Genomic DNA, 16,399 nt, shown 5'->3' with positions numbered 1-16,399 from the left:
ACACGAATATACAATGAAGAGTGCGTTAGTTTTAATGTTGTCAGTAGGGCTCGGTATAACCGCATGCGGGCCCCGTTCGCAGGCCGACCGTGCGTTGGCCGCTCAAATCAGCAAAGATACGCTGATGCAAACGGTTAAATCCATGGCGCAGGCCACCGTGGGCTCGGGATTCAACGCGGGCGATGGATATGCCGAGGTATGGATCCGCGATTACAATACGTTCATTACACTGGCCACCGAGCTACACCCCGCTGAAACCATCAAGGAAAATCTCCGCGTGTTTTTCCGTCTCCAGGGCGAAGACGGCAACATCGTCGACGGGTTTGTCCCCAAGGATAGGGCCCAGGATGCAAGTGTTGGATATGCCTATATCTATTCCGCATTGGAACCCCATTATGCCGGGCATAAGAATACGGTCGAGACCGACCAGGAAAGCTCGTTGGTGCAGGCGGTGTACAAATACATCGCGAGCAGTGGGGATAATGCCTTTTTGCTCGATACCGTGGGCGGGCAAACCGTTGCCCGGCGCATGGAGCGGGCCATGGATTTCCTGATGGCGCATCGGTACGACCGGAATTACGGCTTGCTGTGGGGTGCTACCACGGCCGATTGGGGAGATGTGCAACCCGAACATCCCTGGGGTGTTTACCTCACCGACAGTACGCATTACGCCATTGATATCTATGATAATGCCATGTTTTTGATTGCGCTTGACAATTTGATGGAGTTACGCCCGGATATGCGGCCGAAGTGGAGCGCGATCCGTGACGAGATTGCTACGCGCTGCATGGCCCATCTATGGGATGGCGAGCGCGAAAAGTTCATCCCGCACATCTACTTGGATGGTTCGCCCTTTCCCGATGGATTCGATGAAATGGAAGTCTACTACCATGGGGGCACGGCCGTGGCCATCGAGGCGGGCTTGTTATCAAAAGCACAGGTAAAGCAAGCGCTTGATCGGATGGTGGCCAACGTCCAGCAATCCGGTGCCGCAACCATCGGGCTCACCTTATATCCCACTTACCCCGAAGGCAGTTTTAAAAACAAGGGCATGTACCCTTATGGCTATCAGAATGGGGGCGACTGGGATTGGTTTGGCGGCCGGATGATTCAACAACTTATCCATTACGGTTTCATGGCCGAAGCGTATGAACAGGTACAACCCATGCTGCGCCGTGCCGTTGACAACCACGGTTTCTATGAGTGGTATACCGTAGATAATCTGCCTAATGGCTCGGGAACTTTCCGTGGGGCTGCGGGGGTGCTTTATGATGCCATCGTTTTGTTTGAGGAGTTTGCTGCCGCGAATCATTGATTTGTTTCGGTAAATGTGCTGCAATGGCGGGCACGGGTCGTTGACCCCAACGGTTCGCTGTGCATTGCTATATGTATTATTGCGTAATTTAATTTTTTTGTGAATGGAAAAGGAAAACGGTGAAACGGAAACAATGGCGTTGAATGCTTCCGCGACATGGAGAAACACGAAACAGGAAATCATGCCTGCCACGGCACGGGCAATGGATAAGAGCGGCTACGCCATCTATCCCTCCCATCCGTTGGAAGATGGGACAATTTACAATGGTTATGAGCCATTGGCCCAATGGATCATCCAGCAAAAAACGGTGGTCATAGACGGCTATGTGGGGGTTTTTTGGAATCGCATCATCGATGAGCTAACCCTGACGTTTAAAGAGCAGGGAGCCGAGGTGAACTGGTGCATGATGGATGATTTCCTGAAACCGGAGGCCACTGTCGAGAAGCTGGTGCAGCCCTTTTTGGGTACGGAGGATTCCGTATGGGGCACAAAGACCTCGCTTCAGTTAGCCGATTTCTACCAAATGGATGCCCTGGCCGCGCTTAAGCCCAACCCCGATTTTCCCGTCAACATCCTCATCGGAACAGGGGCTGCTTTGAGCGGATGGGGGGGGGGCATGATATACGTCGACCTGCCCAAGAATGAATTACAGCACCGTATGAATGCCGGTTCGATTACCAACTTGGGAAAATCGGCCCCCGAAAAACCGGCAGCGATGTACAAACGGTTCTACTTTGTGGATTGGGTGGTTTGTAACCAGCATAAGGCATCCATGCTTCATCGGGCAGATGTGTTGGCCGATGGGCAAGGGATTGACTGGATAACCTGGGCCTTCGCACCGGATATGCGCAACGGTTTAAAAGGGCTTGGCCAATCGGTATTCCGGCCGCGCCCATGGTTTACACCCGGGTCGTGGGGCGGGAAATGGCTGATGGAGCACATCCCGCAAATTAGCGGGGAAGAGCCAAACTATGCCTGGTCTTTCGAACTCATTGCCCCTGAAAACGGCCTGGTTTTCGAGCAGGATGGCGTCAGATTGGAAGTATCCTTCGATTGTTTGATGGTACTTGCCGGAGCACAGGTTTTGGGTAAACACCACGCACGATTCGGCAGTGCGTTCCCCATCCGGTTCGATTTCCTCGACACATTCGATGGCGGCAACCTGTCTATCCAATGCCATCCCTCACTGTCCTATATCCAGGAGCATTTCGGTGAGGTGCTCACACAGGATGAGACCTACTATATGCTGGATTGCGCACCGGATGCGAAGGTTTACCTGGGCTTTCAGGATGATATTGATCCCGCTGTCTTCAAGCGGGAATTAGAACACAGTTTGGCCAACGATACCGAAGTGGCGATTACCGATTATGTACAGTCATTCCCGGCCAAAAAACACGACCTGTACCTCATCCCAAACGGCACAGTACACAGTTCGGGGCGGAACAATTTGGTGCTTGAGATCAGCGCGACACCCTATATTTTTACGTTCAAGATGTATGATTGGTTGAGCAAGGACCTGAATGGCGACCCCCGGCCGATCAATATCGAGCATGCCTTCAATAACCTGCGGTTTGACCGGAAAGGACAACGGGTACCCCGGGAACTCATTTCCAAACCGTATGTTTTGGAGCAGGGGGCCGATTGGAAGACCGTCCACCTGCCTACGCACGAGGATCACTTTTACGACGTGCACCGAATCGAGTTTGAAAATGAGGTGACTGTGCAAACCGACCGGGCCTGCCATGTGATGATGCTGGTGGAAGGTACGGCAATCAAGGTACGGATAGGCAACCGGAAAACGGTGTTCCAGTATGCGGAAACATTCGTTATCCCGGCGGCCGTATCCCAATATACGCTGATCAACACCAGTGGTGTGACAGCCAAGGTAGTGAAAGCGTTTGTAAAAGATGACGATGAAACAACACCGTAGATTACCCAAAATCCTCTGGTGGGCCTGTGCCGTTGCGGCACTTGGGGGCTTCCTGTTTGGATTTGACATGGCCGTGGTATCGGGGATACTGCCGTTGGTTACGAAGCAGTTTTCGCTTTCGGCGTTCCAGCAAGGCTGGTTTGTTTCCTCGGCGCTGGTGGGGTGCATAGCGGGCGTAGCAGTGTCGGGCGAACTCGGCGACCGGTACGGCCGCCGCCCGGTACTGGTGTTGGCCGCCATTTTATTTTTGGCATCCGCCTTGGGGTGCGGATTGCTGCCCACGTTTCAAACGATTATCGTGGCCCGTATCCTAGGGGGTGTTGGCGTGGGCATCGCATCCAGCATGGTGCCGCTGTACATTTCCGAAATCGCACCGGCCAACATTAGAGGGCGGTTGGTGACGTATTACCAATTGGCTGTTACATTGGGCATCCTGGTGGCGTACCTAAGCAACGCTTTTTTAGTGCAGACCCTGTCCGGCGCGGTAGCGCTATCGGGCTGGATCGGTGTATGGTTTCAAGAAGAGGTGTGGCGCGCGATGTTTATTGTGGGGGCTTTGCCTGCACTGGTGTTCCTGCTGGGGTTATTGGGCATTCCGGAAAGCCCACGATGGTTGCTGCAAAAGGGACGGGTAGCCGCAGGGACAGCACTGCTCACCCGGTTCGTGGGGGAAGCAGAAGCCACCGCAGACGCACAAAGCAGGCAGCGGCAGCAAGGGCAGCGCCGAGGGTCTTACCGCGATTTGTTTTCACCGCGGTTGCGGAAGCCGCTCCTCTTGGGGTTACTGCTGCCGTTCTTTTCACAGTTCTGCGGCATCAACGCGATTATTTATTATGGTCCAAGTATATTGAACGACGCGGGCGTGAGCTTATCAAACTCCCTGCAAAGCCAGATTATCTTTGGTGCAGCCAACCTCGCCTTTACATTGATCGCGGTTTGGAAGGTTGATCAGCTGGGTAGGCGGCCGCTCTACTTGATCGGTACCGCGGCGGCGGCATTGAGCCTAATGGCAGTCGGTGCGTGCATGTATACAGAAAACACACAGGGCCTGCTATTGCTATTCTCGGTCGTCATATTCTTGGCGAGCTTTGCTTTTTCAATCGGCCCCCTTAAGTTTGTGGTCGCAGCCGAGATTTTTCCCGCCCATATCCGCGGCAGGGCAATCGCGCTCAGCATCATGGTCATGTGGGTCGCCGACACCGTCATCGGGCAATTGACACCCGTATTACTTGAAAGCATCGGCGCGGGCTTCACCTTTTGGTTTTTTGCGTTTTGGTGTATACTCGCCTTTGTGGTGGTTTACCGGCTATTGCCCGAGACCAAGGGCAAATCGCTGGAAGATATCCAGGATGAATGGTTCGCGAAAAATAGTGGCTAGTTTAATCGATTTAGCTTAACTTTGACAGGATGATACGACTTCTTACACCTTTTATACTGGCCGTTTGCTTTGCCTTAACCGGCCATAGCCAACAGTTGACGATTGCTTCATACAATGTACGCTATCAAAACAGCAATGACGCGAAGGAGGGCAATGGTTGGGAACAGCGCTTACCCGCTATCTGCAACCTTGTGCAGTATCATGACTTTGATATCTGGGGTGCCCAAGAGGTACTGCACGGCCAGCTCAGGGACCTGCTGGATGGTTTGTCCGACTATACCTACGTGGGCGTCGGTCGCGACGACGGCAAGACCGAGGGCGAATATGCGCCGATTTTCTGGAAGAAAGATAAGTTTGACCTGCTGGACTCCGGGCATTTCTGGTTATCCGAAGACCCCACATATTCCAACAAAGGATGGGATGCCGCACTTCCGCGGATATGCACGTGGGGGCATTTCAGGGAGAAAGAAGAAGGTACCCTTTTCTGGTTCTTCAACCTGCACATGGATCACCGGGGTGTAGTAGCCCGCGAGAAGAGTGCCACGTTGGTGCTGGAGAAAATACAGGCAATGGTTCAGTCGGAACCTGTTGTGCTCACCGGCGATTTCAATGTCGATCAGACACATGCTAACTATGCCGTGATTCACGATTCGGGCCTATTGGTCGATGCGTACGAAGCCGCGGCATTCCGGTATGCGCCCACGGGAACATTCAACAACTTCGATATCAATCTCAAAACCAATAGCCGGATAGACCATGTTTTTCTAAGTCCAAGCCTTCGCGTAGACCGATACGGGTTGCTCACCGATTTTTACTTTTCAACCAGCGATACCCCCGCCGATTCCATCCAATCGGCCAATTTCCCCGATGAGGTTTCGCTGATCAAGCATCGGGCAAGGCTTCCTTCCGACCATAACCCCGTGGTCGTAACCGTAAATTTTTAATCATTCAGCACGAAAAATAACGTTCAACTTATGGTATACCTGAGAAAATTAGCTGGCTTGTTTTTGTTGTTTGCACCCGTGGCAGGATCGGCCCAAGACCCTGTGGATTATGTCAATACGCTCATGGGCACGATGTCTAAATACGAGCTTTCCACGGGCAATACCTATCCCGTCATCGCCATGCCCTGGGGCATGAATTTCTGGTCGCCCCAGACGGGCAAAATGGGCAACGGATGGCTGTACACGTATACCGCCGACAAAATCCGGGGTTTCAAGCAAACACATCAACCCAGTCCCTGGATGAACGATTACGGACAGTTCGCCATCATGCCCGTCACCGGAGAAGCCACGTTCGACGAAGACGAGCGCGCAAGTTGGTTTTCGCACAAAGCCGAAATCTCCAAACCGTATTATTACAAAGTGTATTTGGCCGATCATGACGTAACCACGGAGATCGCGCCAACCGAGCGGGCGGCGATGTTCCGGTTTACATTTCCCGAGTCGGACGATGCGTATGTTGTTATCGATGCATTCGACAAAGGGTCATACGTCAAGGTTATCCCTTCGGAGCATAAAATCATCGGGTATACCACACGCAACAGCGGCGGCGTGCCTGAAAATTTCAAAAACTTTTTCGTCATCCATTTTGATAAGCCGTTTACCTACCGGGCAACGGTGGCCGATAGCGTCATCCGCGAGGACGAGCTGGAAGCGGATGAAAACCACGCCGGTGCCATTGTGGGCTTTCGGACCAAGCGTGGTGAACAGGTCCACGCCCGGGTCGCTTCGTCGTTTATCAGCTTTGAACAGGCTGAGCGGAACCTGAACGAACTTGGGAACGATTCCTTCGACCGCGTGGCCGAAAAGGGAAGGGCCCGGTGGAATGACGTGCTTGGCCGCATCGAAGTGGAAGACGGAAACGTCGATAACCTGCGCACGTTCTATTCGTGCCTATACCGTTCGGTACTCTTTCCCCGTGCTTTCTATGAAATCGATAAAGATGGTCAGATTGTCCATTACAGCCCCTATGACGGCAGCGTCCACGCCGGCTATATGTTCACCGATACCGGATTTTGGGATACGTTCCGAAGTTTGTTTCCCCTGTTGAACCTCGTGTATCCATCCATGGGCGTAAAGATGCAGGAAGGGCTGATCAATGCCTACAAACAAAGTGGGTTCCTTCCCGAGTGGGCCAGCCCGGGGCACCGGAATATCATGATCGGCAACAATTCGGCTTCCGTTGTCGCAGACGCCTACATCAAAGGCCTGCGTGGCTATGACATTGAGCTGCTTTGGGGAGCCCTGAAACACGGAGCCAATAATCACCTCAAAGGCACGGCATCCGGCCGTGTGGGTTACGAATACTACAACCAGATCGGTTACGTGCCTGCCAATGTAGACATCAGGCACAGTACGGCACGTACACTGGAATACGCCTACAACGACTGGACCATCTACACGCTGGGTAAAGCATTGGGAAAGCCGGAAAGCGAGATCGGTATCTATGCCCAACGTGCGATGAACTACAAGAACGTCTACCATCCCGGCCATCGGCTGATGACGGGGCGCGATGATCGGGGCGTGTTCGATCCCGATTTCAACCCTGCCGATTGGAGCTGGCCGTTTTGCGAGGGCAACAGCTGGCACTGGAGCTTTTGCGTGTTCCACGATCCGCAGGGGCTGATCGATCTGATGGGCGGGGATCATATGTTCAATACGATGATGGATTCGGTGTTCATCGTGCCCAGCAACGAAGGGATGAAAAGTCGGCGGATGATTCATGAAATGCGGGAAATGCAGGTCATGAACATGGGGCAGTACGCGCACGGTAACCAGCCCATCCAGCACATGATCTATTTGTACAATTACTCCAAACAGCCCTGGAAAGCGCAATATTGGGTGCGGGAAGTAATGGACAAACTCTATTCGCCCGCTGCGGATGGTTACTGCGGCGATGAGGATAATGGCCAGACCTCCGCATGGTACGTGTTTTCCGCATTGGGATTCTACCCGGTATGCCCCGGATCGGATCAATATGTGGTCGGCTCACCGCTTTTCCGGAAGGCAACATTGCATTTGGAGAACGGAGAAACGGTTACCATCTCAGCCGCAAATAACCAGCCGCAAAACCGTTACATCGAATTATTGGCGGTAGATGGTAGTCCGTATACCAGAAATTATGTAACGCATGAAACGCTGACCGCAGGCGCTGACCTTGTTTTCACCATGGGAAGCGATGCCAATACGTCACGCGGAACCGGCGACGAAGATGTTCCTTATTCGTTTTCAGATAACTAATTTTCTTCACGCTTATGCTTCGCTATATACTCGCTGGGTGACATACCAAATTGTTTCTGGAAATTCCGGCCGAAATGGGTCTGTGAACTGTAGCCAACGCGATAGGAAACCTCATAGATTTTGTACCGCCCTTCACTAAGCAGCTCAGCTGCCTTCTTGAGGCGGGCTACGTTGATGAGATCGTTGGGTGTCAAGTCAGATATCCCCTTGATTTTACGATACAACGTGGGGCGGCTGATGTTCATCATATCGGCGAGATGTTCCACATCGAAGCCAACCTCATCCATGTGTTCATGGATCAGCGTGCTCAGTTCTTCCAGGAAAAGTGCGTCAGCCTTGCTATGCGCCATGGTGTTGATGTGTGCCAACGGTGAGTGGGCAAAATATGCACGGATTTTATTCCGATTGGCCAATAAGCTGCCAATTTGTGCCTGGAGGTGTTCAGGCGAGAAAGGTTTTTCGATGTAAGCATCGGCACCGTGCTCCAGCCCTTCGATTTTAGATTTCAACGTATTCTTGGCCGTCAGCAGGATAATGGGAGTATGGCTATAGGCCACGTCGGATTTGATGCGTCTGCACAGTTCATAACCGTCCATTTCGGGCATCATCACATCACTTACCATCAATTGTACCGGGTGGGCTGCAAGGACCTCCAAGGCCTGTTTTCCATTTTCGGCTTGCAGCACTTCGTAATGCTCGCTGAGGTCATCCACGATGAAATCGAGGATTTCCACGTGATCATCTACTACCAAGATGGTCGGTCTATCAATCGTCGGCAATTTCGGTTCCATTTTGTCGTTTATTTCGTCGCCTTTGGTTAGGTTTTTTAAGTGGCAGCGTAAGTACAAATACATTCATCCTGTTTTCTGGGTTTGCCAGCCGGAGATGGCCCCTATGCAGTTGCGCCAGCGAGCGGGCCAACGCCAGGCCTAGCCCTGCCCCATGTTGGCTGTCGGTCATTTTAAGCCGCACAAATGTTTCGAAGATTTTTTCCCGCATCGATAGCGGGATGAGGTAGCCGTCATTTTTTACCAAGATCACGACGGTGCCGGTTGGCGGATCGGCTTGCAGGGCAATTTCAATCGTGCGCTCCGCATATTTCAAGGCGTTGGTCAACAGGTTGCCGATGATTTGGGTAAACGCTTCTTTATCTACCGCTGCTATGCACGAAGCTGCGGGCAAAGTAAGTGCGAGCCGGATGCCTTTCTGTGTAGCTACGAGTTTGAAGGCGGTATAATTTTCCTTCACCAATTTGGCCACGTCCATATCGGTGAAGTGCAACCGATGTCCGTTCACCTCTGTTTTCCTGAAATCGAGCAGCCGGTCGGTCAATTCCAGCAGCCGTTGGGTGTTGCGTTCCATCGTTTGCAGGTGCTTGCGTACGGTGGGCAGTTCCTCGGCCCTTTTCATCACTTTTTCCAAAGGCGCTTTGATGAGGGTAAGCGGTGTCCGTATCTCGTGTGTTACATTTGTGAAGAAGTCGATTTTGGCCCGATAAAGCTCCTCTTCTTTGCGGTGTCGCAACTGCTCCAATTTACGCTTGTTTTTTTCTTTGATTCGACGGTGGTAGCTCCTTATGGCATACCAAACCCCGGCAATAATCAGTAGCGCATAAAGTAAAAAGGCTGGAACACTCGCCCAGAAAGGCGGTAAGATGGTAATGCGGAGTGTCGTTTCCTTGCCCTTGAGATCACCATTGCTGCCGACCACGTTTACCCGGAATAGGTAGTCGCCGGGAGATAATTTGGTGAAATACGCTTTTCGGTTGGTCTGGATATGCGTCCACTCGTTGTCCAGGCCTTCCATCTTATAGGCGTATTCGGTCATGTCTGGCGAGATATAACTCAATGCCGCAAAATCGATGCTGAAAGAAGATTGGTTATGGGTGAGTTCCAGGTGGTCCATGAACGTGATCGACTGCGTGAGCGGCGATCCCTTCCGGTTGATTTCCAGTTCGCGGTCATACACCTGCAGCCCGGTGATGTATACCGGTGGTTGAAAAGTGTTCTCTAGGTACTGCGCCGGGTTGAACCGGATCAGCCCTTTCACGCTGCCGAAATACAAGACGCCATCCGGTGCCCGGTACGCCGAATTGTAGTTGAACTGGTCGCCCAATAAGCCGTTGGCTTTCGTAAAGACCTTGATATCGCCCGTGGTAGAAGTAAATCGTACCAGCCCTTTCGAGGTGGTTACCCATAGCTTCCCTTCGTAGTCTTCCAATAGCGCAAGGATGAGGTTGCTGGGGAATCCTTGGGTGGTGCCATACCGCAGGAAATTGCCATCGCTTGGATTGAACTTGCACAGGCCGCCCTCCGTGGCTACCCAAAGGGTACCACTGCTATCTTCGAATATGCGGTTTACCCGGTTGCTGCCGAGACTGCTAGGGACGTGCGCATCGTGCGAAAAAGAACCTTTATCCCCCGATTGGGGTTTTGAATAGTATAAGCCATTACGCCAGGTTCCGGCCCATATCGTGCCGTGGCTATCTTCAAACAAGGTGGTATAAAAAAGATGTTCGGGGAAATCCGGCAGGTGTTGGAAGCGCTTGGTCAATGTGCTATACGTATATAACCCGCCATCCGTGGCTAGCAGTATGCGCCCGTTTTTCGTGCGGTAAATGTTAAAGATAAAATTGTGGTGCAAGGAGCCGTCCCTGTTTTCCGCATTGTAATGGTCGATGACCTTTCCCGAGCGGATATCGAGCAAATCGAGGCCATGCTCGAATGTGCCTACCCACAGAGTGTCACCGGTAATCAGCAAACCATGGATGTTGGAATGGGTAAGACTCCCCGGTTCGCCCGTTGGCCGATAGCTGGTCACCTGGCCGCTCTTGATATCCATCTTGTTGAGTCCGTCGTCTTCTGTGCCGATCCATAGGTTCCCGTATCGATCGGAACATAGTTCCCGGACGGCATTCCCGGAGATGGTGTTTCCGTTGCCCAACGGGAAGAATTTTTCGAAGAAGGTATTCGCACGAGCGTAGTGGTTGATACCGCCGAAGTAGGTGCCGGCCCAAATGCTGTTTTCCTTGTCTTTGCAAAGCGTATATACCGCATTGTCTGACAACGACCAAGGGTTGCCCCTTTCTTTTTTGAGGTTCGTGTATGTTCCGTTAAGGTGTTGGTAGATGAAAATACCCGATTCGGTAGCCAGCCAGTACTCGTCGGGATGATGTTCAATGATATCCCTAATGAACATATCAGTACCATCTTCATCCTGCGTCAGCAAGTCAGTATACGTGCCCTTTTCGGTATCGAATACTTTAACACCTTGTTTAGACGTGCCTACAAGCACGTAACCTTTTGTAGTGCAAAATACCCGCTCAATCCATTGCGATACCACTTTGGGGGAGTGTTTGAAGAGTTGGTACGGCCGCTGGAAGCCGGTTGCAGGTCGGTAACAAAGCAAGTCGCCGTTGGCGGTGCCCACCCATACGTTGCCCGTTTCGGTGAGGCCGAATGCGCTCACCGAGACGGTAGCGCGATCCGTCACGGATACCAAGCTGTCGGCCGCAGCCGAATAGCGGAATAAGGTCAGGTTGGTGATGAATCAGATATTTCCTAGATTATCGCCTTGTATATCAAGTATTTCGGTGGTAATGGATGGGTTGAAAAATGAAAAGGTTTCCGATTTCGGATCGAATAGGTAGATGCCCTGGTCGGTACCCACCCATATGTATCCGGTTTTGTCTACATACAATGCCCGCACAAAGTTGCTCCCCAGCCCGTTGGGGTTATCCGGGTCATTGTGGAATACCTTGAAAGAATAGCCATCAAAACGGTTGAGCCCATCTTTGGTGCCAAACCACATGAAGCCCATCGGGTCTTGGACGCTACAGAGTACAGCGTTGTTTGACAGCCCGTTCTCTACCTGGTAGTGTGTGAAATAAAAGGGTTGGCCATAGGCGTAGCCCATGGATATCCACGCCAATACAATATATTTTAACAGCAATGGTCTCATCAGTTAACCCAACCCATAATTGGTAGCCAAAGATAATGGTAAATTAATGCTGCAAGATAATATAAAAACTCGTGGCGAAGGTTGTGCGTATCAAGGCAGGCAATTCCAATGAGACAAAATAGAGAAAGATTGAAACAAATTGGTATAACAGCCGGTAGCGATAATGCCGTGATTTGTGGAGAAGAAGGCACAGTGCCGATTTATTAACCAAATGATACGCCAATGAGTAAACGGATTACCAGTACATTTTTGATTTTCTCCACGTTCCTTACCTTACTGTGCAGTTGCCAGAGCGGTAACACCAGCATTGACACTGAATTGCCGAGGGGCATCTGGACGGCCGAGGAGGCCAATGCCTGGCAGGCTGAGCAAGGTTGGCTTGTAGGGCCAAACTACACACCGGCCACGGCCATTAACCAGTTGGAGATGTGGCAGGAAGAAACCTTCGATCCGGAAACCATCGACGAAGAACTGGGGTGGGCTGCCGATCTCGGTATGAACACGGCCCGTGTTTACCTGCATGACCTGCCATACGAGGAAGATTCCACGGGTTTCATTACCCGGATAGACCATTTCCTGCGTTTGGCCGATAAGCACGGCATCCGGCCGTTGCTCGTGTTCTTCGATTCCTGCTGGGATCCATTTCCGGCAGCCGGCAAACAGCGTGCCCCCCAACCACATGTGCATAACTCGGGGTGGGTGCAGAGCCCGGGGCAGCATGTGCTCAAGGACAGCACGCAGTATCCGCGTTTGCAACGCTATGTGAAAGGCATCGTAACCCATTTTGCCAATGACAAACGTATTCTGGGTTGGGACATATGGAACGAACCCGATAACATGACCGGCCCTTCTTACGAGGCCGTGGAGATCAAGGATAAGGTAGACTACGTGTTGCCGCTGTTGGAGCAGGCGTTCGCGTGGGCACGGGCAGCAGACCCCTCACAGCCGCTCACGTCGGGCATCTGGGCGGGCGATTGGTCTACCCACGCAGGGTTGAAGCCTATCGAAAAACTGCAGATCGAGCAGTCGGATATCATCAGTTTCCATAACTACGATGCGCCCGAAGATTTTGAAAAGCGCATACAGCAGCTGCAGCGCTACAATAAGCCGCTGTGGTGCACCGAGTACATGGCACGCCCCAATGGTAGCACGTTTGAAGGCTTCCTGCCGATTGCCAAGAAGTATGATGTAGCCATGTTTAACTGGGGGTTTGTAGATGGGAAGACGCAGACCATCTATCCATGGGATAGTTGGACCAAAACCTACACGGATGAGCCGACGCTATGGTTCCATGATATTTTCCGCGGTGACGGTAGCCCGTACAAACAGGAAGAAGTCGAATTGATCAAATCGATGCTTAAGAGCGAATAAGGCTCGCGGCCTGCATGATTTCCGGTGGGTGCCGCGACCGCGCTATCAATTAAAAACTAACATTCAACATATAAAAGCTAATAATTATGAAAATGGTTAATCACGATTATTTTTTTCTGGTCTGTTGGCATAGGATATTGGCCAACTGCCGGTTTGGTTATCGAAGAATACCGCTGCTGTTATTCACTGCGTTGGCCTGCATGGCCATGCATACGGATGCTTACGCGCAATACGTACTGAATGGGCAAGTAGTGGATGAGCAAGGGGCTCCGTTACCGGGCGCGTCCGTAAAGATTTTGAATACCGACCAGGGCACCGTGGCTGGTGTGGATGGGAAGTTTCTATTGGAAGTGCCGTCCAATTCGACCACCATACAAATCTCCTACCAAGGGTATTTTCCCCTGCAGGTAGTGGTAGGAAGCGCTCGCGAACAGGTATTCACCCTCAAATTTGACGAAGAACAGAGCCGATTGGATGAAGTGGTGGTGGTAGGGTTCGGGACACAGAAGAAAGTGACCGTAACCGGTGCGGTATCTACGGTATCCGTGAAATCCATCCAAGAGGCTTCAACGCCTTCTCTTTCGAATTCGATTGGTGGTAAGTTGCCCGGCATCATCACCCGCCAGTCGTCGGGTGAACCCGGATACGATGCAGCCGCGGTTTACATCCGCGGATTCGGTACATGGGTAGGCCGGACTCCGCTGATCCTGGTCGATGGTGTGGAGCGCGACATGAACCTGGTGAATGCGCAGGAAATAGAGAGTTTTTCCGTATTGAAAGATGCCTCCGCCACTGCGGTATACGGCGTGCGGGGTGCCAATGGTGTCATCTTGATCAATACCAAGCGGGGTGTGCAAGGGAAGCCCAAGGTTACGTTACGGGTAGAGAATGCCATGCTGCAAAGTAAAAGGCTGCCCGACTATATTAACGGTTATGAATATGCGTCGTTGGTGAACGAAGCATTGGCCAATGTGGAGTTATCGGCACGCTATACCAACGAGGAGTTGGAAAAATTCCGTACCGGTAGCGACCCCTATCTCTATCCCAGCGTAAATTGGGTGGATGAAATTTTCCGGAAAAACACCTCCCAATCCATCAATAACCTGAGTATTTCCGGGGGGAATGAATTTACCCGTTATTTTATAAACACAGGGTTTACCCAGCAAAGCGGCATCTATAAGGAAAGTAACCTGAATGATTACAACAGCAATCCGAAGGTTAACCGGTATAATTTCCGCTCCAATGTAGACGTTGATCTTTCCAAGAATCTCGTGTTGTCGCTCGGTCTCGGGGCGGTTATCCAGAAAGGTCATTACCCCGGTGTGGGCGCCCCTACCATCTGGAGCGCATTGCGGCAGACGCCTCCTACTTGGTTCCCTGTACAAAACCCGGATGGTACCCCCGGTGGCGTTTTGGCATTTCTTGGCTCCAACCCGTGGGCATTGGTAACCCAATCCGGATACGAGCGTCAGGATAGAAGTACGTTGCAGGGTACATTCAGTTCAAAGTGGGATTTATCGGAACAGGTGACCAAAGGGTTGTCTGTTCGCGGATTGTTCTCTTTCGACCGCTACGCAGCGACCCATGTGATCCGGAACAAGGTGTACCCCGTTAAACAATACTTGGGTGTGGATCCCGTAAGCGGAGAAGACATGTACCAAGTGTACCGGGAAGAACAGTCGTTGGGGTATACAAGGAATGAGACCGGCAATCAAGCACTTTACTATGAAGTAGGTTTAAACTATGATAATGATTTTGGATCGCATCATCTTTCGGGTATGTTTTTGGGCAATAGGCGCGAATACATCGATTTGACTGCCGGGAGTTCAATCAATAATATCCCTTACCGGAGGCAAGGTGTCGCAGCGCGTTTGACCTACAATTTCGCCGAGCGTTACCTTGTTGAGTTTAACGCGGGTTATAATGGAAGCGAAAACTTCCCGAAAGGTAAGCGGTACGGCTTTTTCCCTTCCATATCTGCCGGCTGGATTGTGTCTAACGAAGCATTTTGGGGATTGGATGCTGTCAATAGCTTGAAAATAAGAGGCTCGTATGGTAAGGTAGGTAATGATGCGGTGGGCGGTTCCAGGTTCTTATACCTCAGTACGGTGAATAGGAGCACAACGGGTTACCGTTATGGCGAAAGTGGCGAGGCCTACTTCAATGGATTTGCCGAAGCGCAGACTGGCTACGAAAACCTGACTTGGGAAACATCACTCAAAACGAACCTCGGTTTCGATTTAGGTCTGTGGGATGACAAGTTGGTATTGCAAGTGGATGCGTTCAGGGAACTGCGCGACGGGATTCTTATCCAACGGGAACAGATCCCATCGTATGCCGGGTATGGTGGCGGGTCCGTTCCCTACGGTAACCTGGGGCGTGTGTTGAATAGAGGGGTAGAAGGGCAATTGGAATTTAAAAACTCCTTGCAGAACGGGTTATTTTACTCGTTGAGAGGTACGCTATCATTTGCACGGAACCGCATTGAATATAACGATCAACCCACGCCGGCTTATGATTACCTGTCAGAAGCCGGCCTTCCAATAGACCAGCCCTTCGGGTATGTAGCATTGGGATTATTTAAAGACGACGCAGACATCGCCAATAGCCCTAAGCAGGAATTGACCGAAACGGTCCGGCCGGGCGATATCAAGTACAAGGATTTAAATGGCGATAACGTAATCAACAGTTACGATAGACAGGCCATAGGGTATGCGCGGACACCCGAAATCATGTATGGTTTCGGCGGAACGATTGCCTGGAAAGGCGTGGATTTGAGTTTATTTTTTGCCGGTGCAGCACGTACGAGCTTTTTCCTACAAGGCAATGTGATGTGGCCATTCAGTGACAACCTGGGGTCGTATAACGTGATGCGTGAATATTACGATAACCGCTGGACAGCAGACAATCCCGATGCTACCTATCCACGGATTATCAACGGTACAAGTCCGAACAATTACGTCCAGTCTACTTTTTGGGAGCGCAATGGAAGTTACTTACGCTTAAAGAACGCGGAGATTGGTTATGACTTTATGCCTGATTTGATGAAACGTTGGGGCATCGGTTCTACGCGTTTGTTTTTGAACGGCATGAACCTGGCCTTATGGGATTCGCTGAAGATTGTTGATCCGGAGTCGGATAGCGGCACCGGATACTATCCGATCCAAGCTACCTACAACCTAGGGTTTCAGATTAATTTTTAA

The 16,399-nt window shown here is 51.4% G+C and carries 10 protein-coding genes; 7 read left to right on the top strand and 3 right to left on the bottom strand.

The features are described 5' to 3' along the window. Window positions 1-13 precede the first annotated feature (13 nt). The 5 genes from ACEVG1_RS09320 to ACEVG1_RS09300 all read left to right on the top strand — a co-directional run bounded on the left by ACEVG1_RS09320 (window position 14) and on the right by ACEVG1_RS09300 (window position 7,865). Entirely contained in the window at window positions 14-1,315 is a 1,302-nt protein-coding gene (locus ACEVG1_RS09320; protein WP_374743394.1) for a hypothetical protein, read from the top strand. Window positions 1,316-1,418: 103 nt separating this feature from the next. Further along, window positions 1,419-3,245, top strand: a complete 1,827-nt coding sequence (locus ACEVG1_RS09315) for a class I mannose-6-phosphate isomerase (RefSeq protein WP_374743393.1) — start codon at window positions 1,419-1,421, stop codon at window positions 3,243-3,245. Continuing rightward, entirely contained in the window at window positions 3,223-4,623 is a 1,401-nt protein-coding gene (locus ACEVG1_RS09310) for a sugar porter family MFS transporter (RefSeq protein WP_374743392.1), read from the top strand. The genes ACEVG1_RS09315 and ACEVG1_RS09310 overlap by 23 nt, the downstream gene beginning before the upstream one ends. Before the next feature lie 29 nt (window positions 4,624-4,652). Then, the gene (locus ACEVG1_RS09305; protein ID WP_374743391.1) at window positions 4,653-5,567 is read left to right on the top strand and encodes an endonuclease/exonuclease/phosphatase family protein; all 915 of its coding nucleotides are present in this window, start codon (window positions 4,653-4,655) and stop codon (window positions 5,565-5,567) included. A gap of 30 nt (window positions 5,568-5,597) precedes the next feature. Further along, window positions 5,598-7,865: a GH92 family glycosyl hydrolase gene (locus ACEVG1_RS09300; RefSeq protein WP_374743390.1), complete on the top strand. Its 2,268-nt coding sequence runs from the start codon at window positions 5,598-5,600 to the stop codon at window positions 7,863-7,865. Here the strand turns inward: ACEVG1_RS09300 and ACEVG1_RS09295 are convergent. From ACEVG1_RS09295 to ACEVG1_RS09285, 3 genes are read right to left on the bottom strand one after another with little or no spacing between them, the layout of a single operon-like run. Next, a complete protein-coding gene (locus ACEVG1_RS09295) occupies window positions 7,862-8,656 on the bottom strand; it encodes a response regulator (RefSeq protein ID WP_374743389.1) in 795 nt (264 codons plus the stop codon). The genes ACEVG1_RS09300 and ACEVG1_RS09295 overlap by 4 nt on opposite strands. Then, window positions 8,631-11,357: a two-component regulator propeller domain-containing protein gene (locus ACEVG1_RS09290; RefSeq protein WP_374743388.1), complete on the bottom strand. Its 2,727-nt coding sequence runs from the start codon at window positions 11,355-11,357 to the stop codon at window positions 8,631-8,633. Before ACEVG1_RS09290 ends, ACEVG1_RS09295 begins: the two co-directional genes overlap by 26 nt. 57 nt (window positions 11,358-11,414) lie before the next feature. Beyond that, window positions 11,415-11,825, bottom strand: coding sequence for a two-component regulator propeller domain-containing protein (locus ACEVG1_RS09285; RefSeq protein WP_374743387.1), 411 nt, complete (start codon window positions 11,823-11,825; stop codon window positions 11,415-11,417). A 222-nt stretch (window positions 11,826-12,047) separates the two neighbouring features. Here ACEVG1_RS09285 and ACEVG1_RS09280 point away from each other — a divergent pair, with 222 nt between their 5' ends. Both ACEVG1_RS09280 and ACEVG1_RS09275 read left to right on the top strand, forming a co-directional pair. Beyond that, window positions 12,048-13,196: a cellulase family glycosylhydrolase gene (locus ACEVG1_RS09280; protein ID WP_374743386.1), complete on the top strand. Its 1,149-nt coding sequence runs from the start codon at window positions 12,048-12,050 to the stop codon at window positions 13,194-13,196. 86 nt (window positions 13,197-13,282) lie between these two features. Continuing rightward, window positions 13,283-16,399: a SusC/RagA family TonB-linked outer membrane protein gene (locus ACEVG1_RS09275; RefSeq protein WP_374743385.1), complete on the top strand. Its 3,117-nt coding sequence runs from the start codon at window positions 13,283-13,285 to the stop codon at window positions 16,397-16,399.

The sequence above is a fragment of the Parapedobacter sp. 2B3 genome, assembly GCF_041925275.1.
Taxonomy (GTDB): domain Bacteria; phylum Bacteroidota; class Bacteroidia; order Sphingobacteriales; family Sphingobacteriaceae; genus Parapedobacter; species Parapedobacter pyrenivorans_A.
This window is presented reverse-complemented; position numbering and strand designations above follow the sequence as displayed.

What these genes read in the sequence shown, in the direction of transcription:
- ACEVG1_RS09320 (WP_374743394.1), top strand. Translation starts at nt 14, where the DNA reads ATGAAGAGTGCGTTAGTTTTAATGTTGTCAGTAGGGCTCGGTATAACC.
- ACEVG1_RS09315 (WP_374743393.1), top strand. Translation starts at nt 1,419, where the DNA reads ATGGAAAAGGAAAACGGTGAAACGGAAACAATGGCGTTGAATGCTTCC.
- ACEVG1_RS09310 (WP_374743392.1), top strand. Translation starts at nt 3,223, where the DNA reads ATGACGATGAAACAACACCGTAGATTACCCAAAATCCTCTGGTGGGCC.
- ACEVG1_RS09305 (WP_374743391.1), top strand. Translation starts at nt 4,653, where the DNA reads ATGATACGACTTCTTACACCTTTTATACTGGCCGTTTGCTTTGCCTTA.
- ACEVG1_RS09300 (WP_374743390.1), top strand. Translation starts at nt 5,598, where the DNA reads ATGGTATACCTGAGAAAATTAGCTGGCTTGTTTTTGTTGTTTGCACCC.
- ACEVG1_RS09295 (WP_374743389.1), bottom strand. Translation starts at nt 8,656, where the DNA reads ATGGAACCGAAATTGCCGACGATTGATAGACCGACCATCTTGGTAGTA.
- ACEVG1_RS09285 (WP_374743387.1), bottom strand. Translation starts at nt 11,825, where the DNA reads ATGAGACCATTGCTGTTAAAATATATTGTATTGGCGTGGATATCCATG.
- ACEVG1_RS09280 (WP_374743386.1), top strand. Translation starts at nt 12,048, where the DNA reads ATGAGTAAACGGATTACCAGTACATTTTTGATTTTCTCCACGTTCCTT.
- ACEVG1_RS09275 (WP_374743385.1), top strand. Translation starts at nt 13,283, where the DNA reads ATGAAAATGGTTAATCACGATTATTTTTTTCTGGTCTGTTGGCATAGG.